Genomic DNA, 15,206 nt, shown 5'->3' with positions numbered 1-15,206 from the left:
TAGTTTACATAATACAATTTACATAATATTTTGACATAATTAACAAAAATGGGAAAAGTTGGCAATTCCGCTTGCGAAAAGAGTGCAAACGGCCTATATTTATAGGTGCGTTCTATCGTTTTGCTCCGCGGGCAGAATGCCGCTTCCCTTCACGAGGGGTGACATACTTGCTGAGTCGAACGAACAGAAGAGACCGCCGCGGCGCGCTGCCGCAGCGCGTGCCTGTGCCGATGCTGGTGTTATCGGCGTTTATTGTGTTGGGTGTGATCCTTGGGTACGTGTTTGCGCTCCGGTCGCTGCAGAGCGCGGGCGGCGAGCTGAAACAGTATTTCGACGCGTTTTTATCGGGCGGCGTGAACAGGCCGTTTTCGGTAAGGGCGCTGGGCGAAACGCTGTTGTGCTATTTCCGCGCGCCGGGTATCGTGTTTTTGCTGGGCTTTGCGTCCATCGGCATTGTGGCGGTACCGCTCGTGTGTGCGTGCCAGGGGTTTCTTCTATCGTACTCGCTGTTCTGCTTTGCGCTCTCGCTCGGGCGGGGGAGCTTTCCGTTGCTGCTGGCGCTGTTCGGCATCCGGCTTCTGGCGGTGCTGCCGTGCACGCTGCTGCTCGGAAACGCGTCGCTTGACAAGTCCCGCGTGCTGCTGTCGCTTTCGCTTGGCGGCGGGGGACGGGGACGCGCAGTCAGCTACGGGAGCGCGTACTGGTACCGCTTTGGCATTTGTTGTGTGTGTTTGTTGTTTGCCGCTCTGCTGGAGCTGTGGCTCGTGCCGCAGTTTTTGCTGCTGGCGGCGTCTTGAGCTGTTTTTTAGGAAGGAGGGGTGCGATCATGGCCGACCTTTTGGCGCAATACGAAGAATATCTGGCCACGGAAAAGCACGCCTCCCAGAATACGCTCAGCTCCTATATGCGCGATCTGCACCAGTTCGCCGTGTATTTGGACGAGTTCCACCCCATGCCGCTGCCGCAGGTGACGCAGGAGGTCATCAGCGGCTATGTCGCCTGGATGGGCGGCAAGGGCAAGTCCGCCGCGACGATCACGCGCTCCATCGCGTCGATCAAGTCGCTCTACACCTACCTCCAGATGGCCGGAGAGGTCAGCGCGAACCCGGCCAAGGGCGTTGCCGCGGTGAAGGTGGAGCACAAGTTCCCCGAGATCCTCACGGGCAAAGAGGTCGAGCTCTTCCTTGACCAGCCCCAGTGCGTGGACGCTAAGGGCTACCGCGACCACGCGATGCTCGAACTGCTGTACGCCACGGGCATCCGCGTCTCCGAGCTCATTTCGCTCAATGAAGAGGACGTGAGCCTGAGCGCGAGCTTCATCCGCGCGCAGAGCAAGGGCAAAGAGCGTATCATCCCGCTCTATCCCGCCGCCGTCAAGGCACTTTCGCACTACATGAAGGAGGTGCGTCCGCAGCTTTTGGCTGATCCGGAGGAAACGGCGCTGTTCGTCAACATGAACGGCGAGCGCATGAGCCGCCAGGGATTCTGGAAGATCGTCAAGCACTATCAGGAGACCGCCGGCATCTCAAAGGACATCACGCCGCATACGCTGCGCCACTCGTTTGCCGTGCACCTGCTCGAAAACGGTGCGGACCTGCGCTCCATTCAGGAGATGCTGGGCCACGCGGACATTTCCTCGACGCAGATCTACACGCATGTCGTCAAAAAGCACCTCAAGGACGTCTATCAGAAGGCGCATCCGCGGGCATGAAAAGAAAATTGGAAGGCCGCTCTTTGAGCGGCCTTTTTCATGCTGTGATTTCTCGTTGCATTTCGGACAGTTGTTTGATATAATTTCTAAATAAGTATCGTGGGAGGTGATGCGCATGCGGATACTCGGCATCGATCCGGGCATCGCCATCGTGGGCTTTGGCCTGATCGAAGCGGACCGCGGCAGAACGCAGCTATTGAATTACGGCGCGATCACCACGCCCGCGGGACTGCCGCTGGCGCGCCGCCTCGTGCAGATCGAGCAGGACATGGAAGCGCTCATCGCGCAGTTAAAGCCCGATGCCATCGCGGTCGAAGAACTGTTCTTTTCGAACAACATCACGACCGGCATCGCCGTGGCGCACGGCCGCGGCATCATTCTGTGTACCGCGGAAAAGAGCGGCGTGCCGCTCTACGAATATACGCCCATGCAGGTCAAGCAGGCGGTCGTAGGGTACGGCCTTGCCGAAAAAAGACAGGTCATGGACATGGTCAAGCGCCTCTTAAAGCTCAAGGCTGTGCCGCGGCCCGACGATGCTGCCGACGCGCTGGCCATTGCCATCTGCCACGCGCGCAGCGCCACGTCGCTCCTGAGCCGCGTGGGCGGGAACGACGTCAAGCAGACCATTTAAGCAGGAGAGAGGCAGTTTATGTTTTATTATGTCAGCGGAACGGTCGCGCATGTGGAGCCGTACCTCGCCGTGATCGACTGCGGCGGCGTGGGCTACGCCTGCAAGACCACCAGCACGACGATCTCACAGCTTCAAATCGGTAAAGCGGGTAAGCTTTACACCTATTTGCACGTGGGTGAGGGGATCTTTGACCTCTACGGCTTTGCAACGCAGGGGGAGCTCGGGAGCTTCAAGCAGCTCATCGGCGTCTCGGGCGTTGGGCCGAAGGCGGCGCTCGCGATACTTTCGGTCTGCACGCCGCAGGCGTTGGCGATGGCCGTTATCACGGGCGATGAAAAGGCGCTCATCGCCGCGCCGGGCATCGGCAAGAAGATCGCCCAGCGCATCATCTTAGAGCTCAAGGACAAGCTCACCAAGGAGCAGCAGGAGATCGGTATGCCGACCGCCCCCGGCATCGTTGCGGGTGAGAAGAGCAAGGCCGTCGAGGCCGCCGCCGCGCTCGCGGTGCTCGGCTACACGCAGCAGGACATCGCAGTCGCGATGAAGGGCGTGGACGTGGAAAACTTACCGCTTGAAGAGATCGTGCGCCAGAGCTTAAAGAAAATGGTAAAATAGGAGAAACGATAAATGAACGAAAATACAAAAGAGGCTGCTAAAAAGGGCATTACCTTTGGAACCTGCCTTGCAATGGTTATCTCTTATGCGAACTGGCATAGCGTGGGTTGGGCGATTGTACACGGCCTTTTGAGCTGGCTGTATGTGATTTATTTTGTGATCAGGTACTGATTATTCCTTCGCAAAGCACAAAAAGGAGCGTGAGCGCTTGAGCATTGATTTTGGAACCGACATTTATGAAGAGCCTATCGTGGCCAAGACTTTCCTGAGCGAGGACGCGCAGGAGGGCTCGCTGCGCCCGAAGACGCTCTCGGAATACATCGGGCAGGAGAAGGCGAAGGGCAACCTTGCCGTCTTCATCGCGGCGGCGAAAAAGCGCGGCGAATCGCTCGACCACGTGCTGCTGCACGGCCCTCCGGGCCTCGGCAAGACGACGCTCGCGGGCATTATTGCCCAGGAAATGGGAGTGAACATCCGCATCACGTCCGGCCCCGCCATTGAAAAGGCGGGCGACCTTGCGGCGCTTTTGACGAATCTAAGCGAGGGGGACATCCTGTTCGTCGACGAGATCCACCGCCTGAACCGCAGCGTGGAGGAGATCCTGTACCCCGCGATGGAGGACTACGCCATCGACATCATCGTCGGCAAGGGTCCGAGCGCGAACTCCATCCGCCTCGATCTGCCGCACTTCACGCTCATCGGCGCGACGACGCGCGCGGGCCAGCTGTCCGCGCCGCTGCGTGACCGCTTCGGCGTCACGCTGCGCCTGGAGCTTTACACGCCGCAGGAGCTTTCGAAAATCGTCACGCGCTCGGCGAGCATCCTGAATGTCGACATCGACCCGACGGGTGCGCTCGAGATCGCGCGCCGCTCGCGCGGCACGCCGCGTATCGCGAACCGCATGCTGCGCCGCGTGCGCGACTTTGCGGATGTGCGGGCCGACGGCGTCATCACGAAGAAGGTCGCGGACGAAGCGCTCCGCGCGCTCGAGATCGACGACCTCGGATTAGACCCCATCGACCACCGGATGATGCACGCCATCATCGAAAACTACGGCGGCGGCCCTGTTGGCATCGAGACGCTGGCGGCGACCATCGGCGAGGAAGCCGTCACGCTGCTGGATGTTTACGAGCCGTATCTCATGCAGCTCGGCTTTTTGCAGCGCACGCCGCGCGGGCGCTGCGTCACGCGCAAGGCATATGAGCACTTAGGCCTCTCCGTGCCGAAGAGCATGGACGAAGTGCCGGAACAGCTTAGTCTATAAATGCAAACTACTTTACGGCAAAACTTCAAATCTTTTTGAGAAGAGGAATCAAAATCATGGGAAAACTGTTTGGCACCGACGGCATTCGCGGCGTTGTGGGAGAAAATCTCACGGCTGATCTTGCGTTCCGTACGGGCAAGGCCATCGCGGCCGTTTTGAAGGAAGAAAAGGGCAGAAAGCCGGTCATCACCATCGGCAAGGATACGCGCATTTCGTCCGATATGCTCGAAAGTGCGCTGATCGCGGGTATCTGCTCCGTCGGCGGCGACGTGATGCCGTTCGGTGTGCTGCCGACTCCGGCGGTCGCGTACCTGACCGTGCTCAAAGGCGCGGATGCGGGCATCGTGATCTCCGCCTCGCACAACCCCTACGAGCACAACGGCATTAAGGTCTTCAACGAAAAGGGCTACAAGCTGCCCGACGCGATCGAAGAGCAGGTCGAAGAAAAAATTCTCACCGACATCTATCCCGCCGCGACGCACGGCGAGATCGGTGTCCTGCGCCACGGTCTGCGGCAGTCGCGCGAGGCGTATATCGACCATTTAGCTGGCACGATCGAAGGAGACCTGTCCGGCCTGCGCGTGCTGGTCGATTGCTCGAACGGCGCGTCGTCCGCGACGGCACCGGAGCTCTTTGGCCGCTTCCGCTGCTTCTGTGACTTCATCCACCGCGAGCCGGACGGCGTGAACATCAACGACCACTGCGGTTCGACGCATCTCGACGACCTTGCACAAAAGGTCGTCGCGGGCGGCTATGACATCGGCGTCGCGTTCGATGGCGACGCGGACCGCTGCCTGCTCGTCGACGAGCAGGGCGGCGTTATCGACGGCGACAAGGTGCTTGCCGTCTGCGGCTCGGACATGAAGCGCCGCGGGAAGCTCTCGGGCGGCACAATCGTTGCGACGGTGATGTCGAACCTCGGCCTTCACGAGTTCTGCCGCGAAAACGGTGTCGGCCTCGTCTGCACGAGCGTGGGCGACCGCAACGTGCTCGAAAAGATGAATGAGTGCGGCTACAAGCTTGGCGGCGAGCAGTCGGGCCACACGATCTTCACCGACTACGCCACGACCGGCGACGGTCAGCTGACGGCGCTTCAGTTCCTCGACGTGCTCGCGCGCAGCGGGAAGAAGGCCTCTGAGCTTGCGTCCGTCTGCCCGCAGTATCCGCAGGTGTTGCTCAACGTCGCCGTTTCGCATGAGCGCGGCGTCAAGGATGCCATCATGGCGTCCGATGCACTCTCCGCGGCCATCGCGGAGGAGGAGGGGAAGCTCTCCGGCGAGGGACGCGTGCTCGTCCGCCCGAGCGGCACGGAAGCGCTCATCCGCGTCATGGTTGAGGCAAAAACAGAACAAATCGCCCTTCTTGCGGCCGAGAATTTGGTCAATGTGATAAAAATGCTGTAAAATCGTTAGCGCTAATACTGAATTTTCGTAAATACTTGACAAAACCTGAGCACAGAAGGTATAATACATGCAGTATCATCAGAGTGAGAGCCATCATAAAGAGCTTGCAGCCTGCACGGATGAGCAGCTGTGCGCCATGGCCGCCGCGGGCGACAGGGAAGCAGAAGAGCTTCTTGTCACGCGCTATTACGGAATGGTGCGCGCGTGTGCGCGTCCACTTTTCCTCGCCGGCGGCGACGGGGAGGATCTGATTCAGGAGGGCATGTTCGGTCTCATTCAGGCGATACGGGAGTATGACGCTGACAAGGCGGCGTCGTTTCACACCTATGCAGAGATCTGCATTCGCAACCGCCTGTTCTCCGCGCTCCGTGCCGCCTCCCGCGGCAAGCATTATCCGCTGAACGAATCCATATCCCTTGATACCCCTTCCTTTGACAGTTCTTCTTACACCGCCGGTACTTTAGATCCCAGCCATACAGACCCAGAGCTCCTCATCGCGGAGCGGGACCACGTGGAGAGTCTACTTGAAAGTACCCGCAAGCACTTGTCCGAGTTCGAGGCGAAGATCTTAGGGTACTATTTGGAAGGCCTTTCCTGTCACGAGATCGCAAAGGCCGTGGGCAAGTCTCCGAAGTCGGTGGACAACGCCGTGCAGCGCGTTCGCCGCAAGGCTGCGCAGCACATTTTTTCCGGCGATATCAGCAAACGCTGAACGCATATATTTTTTTCTGATTCAAAGAGAGGGTAAAATCATGTACGAAGACAAGACTTTAGTTTGCAAAGAGTGCGGCAAAGAGTTCGTGTTCACTGCCGGTGAGCAGGAGTTCTACGCGGAGCGCGGCTTCCAGAACGAGCCCCAGCGCTGCAAGGCCTGCCGCGACGCTCGCAAGAACGCCGCTCGTGGCCCCCGTGAGTACTTCACCGCAGTCTGCGCAGCTTGCGGCGGCGAGGCCAAGGTTCCTTTCGAGCCCAAGTCTGACCGTCCGGTCTACTGCAGCGAGTGCTTCGCCAAGATGCGCGCTGAGCAGTAATTCTTGTAAACGTTTTGATCGAAAGACGTCCGCTAATGCGGGCGTCTTTCTTTTTTGGCTTTATGGCAGCTTCTTTTTTCATATTTCCTATTGAAAAAGTGCGAAAAATGGGATAAACTATTTTCAGCTATTTTCACGGAGGTGAGTCAAACATGATCGAAATTAAGCGCGACACTATCATCGGTGACATTCTGGACGTTGCGCCGCAGACCGCGCCGATCTTCCTGTCGATCGGCATGCACTGCCTGGGCTGCCCCAGCTCCCGCGGTGAGACGGTGGAAGAGGCCTGCATGGTCCACGGGATCGACGTGGAGAAGCTGCTGGCTCTCGTGAACGAAGAGGCCAACAAGCCTGTCAAGGAATAAGAAAAGGACGCATACGGGTCTTCCGTATGCGTCTTGTTCGCTCAGCGAAAGGAGGGCGGCGGTGGAAAAGAAATTACAGCTTCAGCCGCGGCTGCAATGCATCGCAAGCCTTGTGCCGCAGGGCGCGAGACTGGCCGACGTCGGCACCGACCATGGGTATCTTCCCGTGTGGCTTTTGCAGCACGGGCGCATTGAAAGCGCCATTGCGTCTGACATCAACGCGCTGCCGCTTGACCACGCGCGCGCGACGGCGCGAGAATACGGCGTGACGGAGCGCATGGATTTTCGCCTCTGCCCGGGCCTTGCGAAGATCAAAGCAGAGGAGTGCGACGCCATCGCTATCGCCGGCATGGGCGGCGAGACGATCCTCGGTATTCTCGAGGCCGCGCCCTGGACGCATGAGGACGTGCATACGCTCATTTTGCAGCCGCAGACAAAGATCGACCTTCTGCGTTGCTGGCTCTGCGGGCACGGCTACCGCTTTTTGAGCGAGACGCTCGTGCGCGACAAGGAGCAGCTTTACGTCGTCTTCCGTGTGAGAGCGGGGATGGGGCAGGAGCTGAGCGAAGCGGACGCGCTGACAGGCTTATTGCTGCGGTCCGACCCGCTGTATGGCGAATACCTGTCGCAGCATCTTATAAAGCTCAATCGGGCGAGAGATGGCCTCGCCGTCTCGTCGCTCGCAGATAAGGAGGCGCGTATCGCGCATCTTGAAAATCTCATCGAAGAGATCGAGAGAAGAAAAGGGGAGTGGGAACATGGCAACGGTACATGAGATCGAACAGAGGCTCTTTTCCTGGGCGCCGCGCGAGAGCGCGATGGACTGGGACAATGTCGGCCACCTCGTCGGCGATCCCGAGCAGGAGGTCGAGCGCATTTTAGTCGCGCTCGATATCACCGAGCGCGTGGTGCAGGAGGCCATCGACTGCGGCGCGCAGCTCATCGTGTCCCACCATCCGGTGATGAACGTGCGCTGGCACGAGCGCGAGATGCAGACCCTTCGGCCCGACACGCGCCTCGGCGGCGTTTTGACCACACTCGTCAAAAACGACATTTCCGCCATCTGCATGCACACGAATCTGGATGCTGCGGACGGCGGTGTGAACGACTGTCTGGCGAAAAAACTGGGCCTTAACGATGTTTTTTTGCTCAACGACGAAAAAATTGGCCGGATCGGCACACTTTCCTGCGAAAAAGGGCTTGAAGAGTTCCTGCGGGATGTGATAGAATTACTCGGCTGCAGCGGCTTGCGATATCGCCGCGGCAGCGGGCGGGTACACCGCGTGGCCGTCGGCGGCGGCGCGTGCAGCGAGTATATCCCGCAGGCCATTGCGCAGGGCTGCGACACGTTCGTGACGAGCGATCTGCGCTACAACGATTTTCTGGATACGCGGGGACTCAACCTGATCGACGCGGGGCATTTTCCGACGGAGAACGTCGTCTGCCCGGCGGTCAAGACGTATTTGGAGGAGCATTTCCCCGAGGTGAAAACCGTAATATCGACGTCGCACAGAGACGTCATTCAATACTATCTGTAAGGAGAGATCACATTATGTCCGGACATTCCAAGTGGCACAATATTCAAAAGACGAAGGGCGCGGCTGACGCCAAGCGCAGCGCCGCCTTCACCAAGATCGCCAAGGAGATCATCGTCGCCGTCAAGCAGGGCGGCTCGGGCGATCCGAATAACAACTCCCGTCTCGCGACCGTCATCGCCAAGGCGAAGGCTGCCAACATGCCCAACGACAACATCAAGCGCACCATCGACAAGGCGCTCGGCTCGGGCAACACCGACAACTACGAGTCCGTCACCTACGAGGGCTACGGCCCCGGCGGCGTGGCCGTCATCGTCGAGGCACTGACCGACAACCGCCAGCGCACCGCACCGGAGGTCCGCCATTACTTCGATAAGTACGGCAAGGGCATGGGCGCGCAGGGCTGCGTCAGCTGGTCGTTCGACCGCAAGGGCGTCATCATCATCGACAACGAGGACGGCGACTACGACGAGGATGCCGTCATGATGGATGCGCTCGACGCCGGTGCCGACGATTTCAACGCCGAGGATAACGTCTTCGAGATCACGACCGACCCCGACGCGTTCAACGACGTTGTCAAGGCCCTCGAGGAGAAGAACTACGCCTTCGTCAGCGCGGACATCAGCCTTGTCCCGCAGACCTACGTGAAGCTCGAGAGCGACGAGGACATCAAGAACATGGAAAAGCTGCTCGACATGCTCGACGACAACGAGGATGTCCAGAACACCTACCACAACTGGGACCAGGACTAAACCCCTTGCAAATGCTGACTTTTTCAGCAGGAAAGAGTGCGCAGTTGTGACATATCTTTGTCCTGCTGCGGCGTACACGGCGGCTTCTGTTGTGACATACGATTACATTGATCAAAAGAGCTTGAGAAGATATTCTCAAGCTCTTTTTTGCCGCCTGACTTATATGGATATCCTATAAAAATATATAAATATTCCACTTGAAATTGTCACCGTTGTTTGGTATTATATCTCGGCACGTCGGACGTCCAGTTTCGGCAGAAAAACAAGGTGCGCTGTGAGGAGGAGCTTTTTCCGCGGCGCGCTCCTGCTGTAACACCTGTATAGCCCCCCTTGCACGGACGGCCGGGTGAAAGGAGAAACATATGAGTAAGAACAACAACACGCAGAAGATCGTTGGTCTCGGTCTGTTCACCGCTATTGTGATCGTTCTGCAGCTGATGGGCAGCTTTATCCGGTTTGGCACGTTCAGCATTTCGCTGGTGCTGGTGCCGGTCGTTATCGGTGCGGCGCTCTACGGCGCGGGCGCTGGCGCGTGGCTCGGCTTTGTGTTCGGCGTGGTCGTGCTGCTCAGCGGCGACGCGGCGGCGTTCCTCGGCGTCAACGCGCTCGGCACGATCCTGACGGTGCTCGTCAAGGGCACGCTGGCGGGCCTTCTCTCCGGCCTTGTCTACAAGGCGCTTGAGAACAAGAACCGCACGCTTGCCGTGGCGGTGGCTGCTGTGGTCTGCCCGGTGGTCAATACCGGCGTGTTCCTGATCGGCTGCCTGCTCTTCTTTATGGAGACCATCGGCGGCTGGGCGGATGCGATGGGTTTTGGCGCGAATGTCGGCCAGTATATGATCGTTGGCCTTGTCGGCGCGAACTTTATCTTCGAGCTCCTCTTCAACGTGGTGCTGAGCCCTGTGGTCGTGCGTCTCATCCGCATCGGCAAGAAGGAAGTTTGATTCATAAAAAAGAAAAGCGGCGGTAGCTCCCGCCGCTTTTTCTGCATTTTGGACAGTTTATGTCAGAAAAGAAAAAACGAGAGGGACGGCGATTTCCGCCGTCCCTCTCATATTTTGCACGAGCATGACTGTAAGCCGGGTTCTGTATTTGACAGTCATCTATCTACGCGCCGCGTTGCCGCGGTACTCCAGCCACCCCGGGAGCGGTCGGGCCAACCTATTGCTCCCATACCGGTGTTGCTCCGGATAGAGTTTACAGCATCGGACACTCTCGAGCCGACGGGTGCGCTCTTACCGCACCTTTCCATCCTTACCTGAGATACTTGCATACCTCGGGCGGTCTATTTCTGTTGCACTTTTCCTCAGATCGCTCTGGGCGGGCGTTACCCGTTATCCTTGCCCTGTGGAGCCCGGACTTTCCTCACAACGAGCCTTTCGGCTTCGCCGCGCGACTGTCTGTCATACTCGCACAACTATTTTAGCCCATGGCGCGGGGCTTGTCAACGGAAAATGCATTGCTATTTTGCCGTTCCTGCGCTATACTATATAATGAATTTGTATATGCAGACGAAAGGATGAACGTCTATGACGATACAGGAATATCTATCCCCCCTGCGGGGAAAAACAGCGGCAGTGCTCGGCATCGGCGTGAGCAACACGCCGCTCATCGAGCTTTTGTGCCGAAACGGTGTGCAGGTCATCGCCTGCGACAAAAAGAGCCGCGAGGCGCTTGGCGAGCGTGCGCCGCAGCTGGAAGCACTGGGCGCGCAGCTGCATCTGGGCGAGGCGTATCTTGACGATCTGCGCGCGGACGTTGTCTTTCGCACGCCGGGCATGCGGCCGGACGTTCCGGCGCTGCTCGAGGCGAAAGCGCGCGGCAGCATCGTGACGTCGGAAATGGAGATCTTTTTCGAGGTCTGCCCATGTACGATCATCGGTGTGACGGGCAGCGACGGCAAGACCACCACGACGAGCATCATCGCCGAAATGCTGCGCGCGGCGGGGAAGACCGTGTATCTCGGCGGCAACATCGGCCACCCGCTGCTGTGCGACGCGGAGAAGATGCAGCCTGAAGACTTCGCGGTCGTCGAGCTCTCGTCGTTCCAGCTGCTTGATATGAAGAGCTCGCCGCACATCGCGGTGATGACGAACCTTGCGCCGAACCATCTGGATGTGCACAAGGATATGGACGAGTACATCGCGGCGAAGGAGAATATCTATCTCCATCAGCACGAGGGCGACATCGCTATTTTCAACGAAGACAACGACATCACGCGCTCTCTTTCGGAAAAGGTATCCGCGCGGATGCGGCTCTTCAGCCGCCGCGAAGAGGTCGCGGACGGCGCATTCCTTCGCGGAGATACCATCGTCCTGCGCCATGACGGATGCGAGGAAGCGGTCATGCAGATCTCTGACATCCGTCTGCCGGGGATGCACAATGTCGAAAACTACCTCGCCGCCGTGACGGCGCTCGACGGTTTGGTGCCCTACGAGGTCATGCGCGAGACTGCGCGTACCTTTGTCGGCGTCGAGCACCGCATCGAGCCGGTGCGGACGATCCGCGGCGTGCAGTGGTACAACGATTCCATCGCGTCGAGCCCGACGCGTACCATCGCGGGGCTCAACGCGTTCAACGAAAAGGTCATTCTGCTCGCGGGCGGATATGACAAGCATATTCCCTTTGCACCCCTTGCACCCGAGGTGGTAAAGCACGTCAAGCTGCTTATTTTGTGCGGCGCGACAGCAGACGCCATCGAAAAGGCCGTGCGCGAGTGCCCGGGCTATCACGGCAGCCCCGAGATCGTGCGCTGCGAGAGTCTGGAGGACTGCGTGAAGACCGCCTACGAGCGCGCAGTGCGCGGCGACATCGTGACGCTTTCGCCCGCATGCGCGGCGTTCGACCAGTTCGCGAACTTCATGGAGCGCGGCAAGGCGTTCAAGAAGCTCGTCATGGCGCTGGGCGAATAGGGAAAAGCCCGCGCGGCATAGGCTTCACTGGAATCGGGGTGAGGCTCTGTGCCGAAATGGAGACACAGGAGACTTTCAGGAAAGAAGCGGGCGCTGCTGCTTGTGCTGTTTTTGCTCGCGGCGCTGCTGGCGCTCGCCATCGTGGCAATGACGCACCTAAAACCCGTGCTCACGTCGCTCGCAACGGCGCGCGTGTCAAATACGGTCAACGGCATCGTGACCGCCGCCGTGAACGAGACGATCTACAGCGGCGGCGTGGACTACGACCAGCTCATTTCCTTTGAAAAGGACAACGAGGGAAAGATCACGGCGGTCAAGAGCAACATGGCGGAGTTCAACCGTTTGCAGTCCGCCATCATCGACGAGGTACTCGAAAAGCTCTCCGAGGTGACGACGAAGGAACTCTCCGTGCCGGTCGGCACGCTGCTCGGCTCGCCGTTTTTGGCGGGGCGCGGGCCGCTGATCCGCGTGCGGATGCAGTCGGTCGGCTCGTCGAGCGCGCATTTTGAAAATGCGTTCACGTCGGCGGGCATCAACCAGACGAAGCACCAAATTTATCTTGTGGTGGACGTCTACGTCAGTATCCTGCTGCCGGGCTTTTCCACAACGACAAAATTCAGCAACACCTATTCCGTGGCGGAGACCGTTATCGTCGGCTCCGTGCCGGACAATTACACCTATTTCAGCAATGGCGAGGACATGGAGCAGAACGCGGAAGATTACATCATGAACAACGGCTGAATGCCTTTTGCGCACCGCCGGAGAGAGGGAACGCACTATGGACAAAAATATCCGGATCGACGAGATCGTAACACGGCTGAATGCCGCCTCCGACGCTTACTACGGCGGGCAGGAGGAGCAGATGACGAACTACGAGTGGGACGCTCTGTTCGACGAGCTGACCGCTCTGGAAAAAGCAACCGGCTATGTCCGGCCCGACAGTCCCACGCAGGTGACGAGCCATTCCGGAAACGAAATGGACGGCGAGGGGGAGAAGGAAGCGCACGAGTACCCCGCGCTCTCGCTCGCCAAGACGAAAAAGGTCGAGGAATTGCAGGACTGGGCGGGCGAGCGCGACATTTGGCTCTCGTGGAAGCTCGACGGCTCGACGCTTGTGGCGACGTATGACGGCGGCGCGCTCACGCGCGTTTTAACGCGCGGCAACGGCACCGTCGGTACGAACATCACCTATATGGCCTCCGCCATCCGCGGCATTCCCGCGAAAATCAGTGACAAGGGCCACCTCGTCGTGCGCGGCGAGGCGACCATCTCCTACGCAGATTTCGAGGCCATCAACGACACGCTCGAGGACGCGGACGACCGCTACGCAAACCCCCGCAACCTCGCCGCCGGCACGCTGGCGCTCGACAAGACGAATCTCGACAAGGTGAAAGAACGAAACGTGACATTCACACCGTTCACGCTCGTCCACACGGATGAAGTGATCCGCTCCTGGGGCACGCGGATGGACTATCTTGACCAAATGGGCTTTACAACTGTCGAGCGCGAGCGCACGAGCGCGAAGGACCTGCCCGACGCCATCGCGCGCTGGACGAAAAAGGTCGACTCCGGCGAGATGGGCATTCCAGTCGACGGCCTTGTCATCACCTACGACGACACGGACTACGCAGCGACCGGCAGCGTGACGGGCCATCACGCGACGCGCGCGGGTCTTGCCTACAAGTGGGCGGACGTTTCCGCCGACACGGTGCTCGATCACATCGAATGGTCGTGCGCGGCCTCGACCATCACGCCGGTCGCGGTCTTTGACCCTGTGCAGCTCGAGGGCACGACTGTCACGCGCGCAAGCCTCTGCAACATCAGCGAGCTCGAGCGCCTCGGCATCGGCAAGGACCGCAAGACCGAGCTTCGCATCATCAAGGCCAACAAGATCATCCCGAAGTGCATCGCGGTCGTCAGGGCCGAGGGCAGCTATGAAGTCCCGACGGCCTGTCCCGTCTGCGGCGCGGCGACCGAGGTGCGTATCAGCCCGGTAAGCGGCGTGAAGACGCTGCGCTGCACCGATCCGAACTGTCCCGCCAAGCACTTGAAGCGCTTTGTCCGCTTTGCGAGCAAGGGCGGGCTTGATATCGACGGCCTCTCCGTGCAAACGCTGCACGAGTTCGTCAACCGCGGCTATCTGCGCGATTTTGCCGACCTCTATCATCTGGACGCGCATGCGGACGAGATCGTAAAGCTCGAAGGCTTTGGCGAAAAGTCCTGCGCGAACCTGTTGGCGGCCATCGAAAAGAGCCGCAAAGTCGACCCCATCCACCTGATCTTCGCCCTCTGCATCCCAAACATCGGCGCGGACGCGGGCAAGAAGCTCATCGCAGCGCTCGGCACGAAGGGCTTTTTATCACGCATCGAGAGCGGCGAGGGCTTCGAGGACGTGGACGGCATCGGCGTCGAGCGTTCAAACGCGCTCCTGAACTGGTTTGCTGACGATGAAAACAAAAACCTCTTCGACCTCCTGCTGGCAGAGCTCACACTGGAGGACGTCGCCCCCAAGCAGGAGGCCGACGGAACCTGCAAAGGTCTGAGTTTCGTCATCACGGGCGATGTGCACCTCTTCAAAAACCGCAGCGCGTTCAAAGCCTACGTCGAACAGCAAGGCGGCGCCGTGACCGGCAGCGTCTCGGGGAAGACAACGTACCTCGTCAGCAACGACGGGGAATCGAATTCGTCGAAGACGAAAAAGGCAAAGGAACTGGGGGTTCCTATTCTTTCCGAGGAAGTATTTGTCTCTCAATTCGGGAGTCCAGAGGCGGTTGGTTCCTCGGAGAAGGAACAGATCTCGATGCTGTAAACAGCAGGAAATTCCCCCTGCGCCGCGCAGGTGAACTGCACCCCATTTGTTAGACAGTATGATATACTATTTAACAAGTGGGGTGTTTTGCTATGCCAAAAGGAGTACCAAACAAACGATATACGCCGGAATTCAAAAAACTGGTCGTGGAAACCATGCAGGAAGAGAAATTGAGTTA

At 59.0% G+C, this 15,206-nt stretch carries 17 protein-coding genes and 1 other RNA gene; 17 read left to right on the top strand and 1 reads right to left on the bottom strand.

The genetic code is table 11. From position 1 onward, the window contains the following. The first annotated feature begins 167 nt into the window (after window positions 1-167). From NI20_RS0107880 to NI20_RS0107820, 14 genes are all read left to right on the top strand, one after another. Window positions 168-797: a hypothetical protein gene (locus NI20_RS0107880; protein ID WP_052084516.1), complete on the top strand. Its 630-nt coding sequence runs from the start codon at window positions 168-170 to the stop codon at window positions 795-797. Window positions 798-826: 29 nt separating this feature from the next. Continuing rightward, entirely contained in the window at window positions 827-1,711 is an 885-nt protein-coding gene (xerD, locus tag NI20_RS0107875; RefSeq protein WP_033120866.1) for a site-specific tyrosine recombinase XerD, read from the top strand. 115 nt (window positions 1,712-1,826) lie between these two features. Then, entirely contained in the window at window positions 1,827-2,342 is a 516-nt protein-coding gene (gene ruvC / locus NI20_RS0107870) for a crossover junction endodeoxyribonuclease RuvC (protein WP_033120865.1), read from the top strand. 18 nt (window positions 2,343-2,360) lie between these two features. Continuing rightward, on the top strand, window positions 2,361-2,957 hold the full coding sequence (gene ruvA, locus NI20_RS0107865) for a Holliday junction branch migration protein RuvA (RefSeq protein ID WP_033120864.1): 597 nt from the start codon (window positions 2,361-2,363) through the stop codon (window positions 2,955-2,957). A gap of 12 nt (window positions 2,958-2,969) precedes the next feature. Further along, complete coding sequence (locus tag NI20_RS15400) at window positions 2,970-3,128, top strand: hypothetical protein (protein WP_197055371.1); 159 nt, start codon at window positions 2,970-2,972, stop codon at window positions 3,126-3,128. 37 nt (window positions 3,129-3,165) lie between these two features. After that, entirely contained in the window at window positions 3,166-4,221 is a 1,056-nt protein-coding gene (gene ruvB / locus NI20_RS0107860; protein ID WP_033120863.1) for a Holliday junction branch migration DNA helicase RuvB, read from the top strand. Between the two features lie 56 nt (window positions 4,222-4,277). Then, complete coding sequence (gene glmM, locus NI20_RS0107855; protein ID WP_033120862.1) at window positions 4,278-5,624, top strand: phosphoglucosamine mutase; 1,347 nt, start codon at window positions 4,278-4,280, stop codon at window positions 5,622-5,624. Window positions 5,625-5,691: 67 nt separating this feature from the next. Continuing rightward, window positions 5,692-6,336, top strand: coding sequence for a sigma-70 family RNA polymerase sigma factor (locus NI20_RS0107850; protein WP_033120861.1), 645 nt, complete (start codon window positions 5,692-5,694; stop codon window positions 6,334-6,336). Window positions 6,337-6,376: 40 nt separating this feature from the next. Further along, the gene (locus tag NI20_RS0107845) at window positions 6,377-6,655 is read left to right on the top strand and encodes a zinc-ribbon domain containing protein (protein ID WP_033120860.1); all 279 of its coding nucleotides are present in this window, start codon (window positions 6,377-6,379) and stop codon (window positions 6,653-6,655) included. Window positions 6,656-6,807: 152 nt separating this feature from the next. Continuing rightward, window positions 6,808-7,020 (top strand): DUF1858 domain-containing protein, encoded by a 213-nt coding sequence (locus NI20_RS0107840; RefSeq protein WP_033120859.1) that lies wholly within the window; start codon window positions 6,808-6,810, stop codon window positions 7,018-7,020. Between the two features lie 61 nt (window positions 7,021-7,081). Further along, entirely contained in the window at window positions 7,082-7,795 is a 714-nt protein-coding gene (locus tag NI20_RS0107835) for a class I SAM-dependent methyltransferase (protein ID WP_033120858.1), read from the top strand. Next, complete coding sequence (locus tag NI20_RS0107830) at window positions 7,779-8,558, top strand: Nif3-like dinuclear metal center hexameric protein (RefSeq protein WP_033120857.1); 780 nt, start codon at window positions 7,779-7,781, stop codon at window positions 8,556-8,558. The genes NI20_RS0107835 and NI20_RS0107830 overlap by 17 nt, the downstream gene beginning before the upstream one ends. Before the next feature lie 14 nt (window positions 8,559-8,572). Then, a complete protein-coding gene (locus NI20_RS0107825) occupies window positions 8,573-9,307 on the top strand; it encodes a YebC/PmpR family DNA-binding transcriptional regulator (RefSeq protein WP_033120856.1) in 735 nt (244 codons plus the stop codon). A gap of 362 nt (window positions 9,308-9,669) precedes the next feature. Next, on the top strand, window positions 9,670-10,251 hold the full coding sequence (locus tag NI20_RS0107820; protein WP_033120855.1) for an ECF transporter S component: 582 nt from the start codon (window positions 9,670-9,672) through the stop codon (window positions 10,249-10,251). A 115-nt stretch (window positions 10,252-10,366) separates the two neighbouring features. Here NI20_RS0107820 and rnpB read toward each other — a convergent pair. Continuing rightward, window positions 10,367-10,719, bottom strand: an RNA gene (gene rnpB, locus NI20_RS14180) — RNase P RNA component class A. A gap of 117 nt (window positions 10,720-10,836) precedes the next feature. On the opposite strand from rnpB, the gene murD reads away from it, so the two are divergent. The 3 genes from murD (at window position 10,837) to ligA (ending at window position 15,028) form a co-directional block, all read left to right on the top strand. Then, complete coding sequence (gene murD, locus NI20_RS0107815; RefSeq protein WP_033120854.1) at window positions 10,837-12,219, top strand: UDP-N-acetylmuramoyl-L-alanine--D-glutamate ligase; 1,383 nt, start codon at window positions 10,837-10,839, stop codon at window positions 12,217-12,219. A 102-nt stretch (window positions 12,220-12,321) separates the two neighbouring features. After that, on the top strand, window positions 12,322-12,960 hold the full coding sequence (gene yunB / locus NI20_RS0107810) for a sporulation protein YunB (protein WP_242842952.1): 639 nt from the start codon (window positions 12,322-12,324) through the stop codon (window positions 12,958-12,960). A gap of 37 nt (window positions 12,961-12,997) precedes the next feature. After that, window positions 12,998-15,028, top strand: coding sequence for an NAD-dependent DNA ligase LigA (gene ligA, locus NI20_RS0107805; protein WP_033120852.1), 2,031 nt, complete (start codon window positions 12,998-13,000; stop codon window positions 15,026-15,028). Window positions 15,029-15,206 lie beyond the last annotated feature (178 nt).

Origin of the sequence: Oscillibacter sp. ER4, assembly GCF_000765235.1 — a bacterium.
Taxonomy (GTDB): Bacteria; Bacillota; Clostridia; order Oscillospirales; family Oscillospiraceae; genus Hominicoprocola; species Hominicoprocola fusiformis.
The sequence above is the reverse complement of the archived record's forward strand: the minus strand, read 5'-3'. Positions and strand labels throughout refer to the sequence as shown.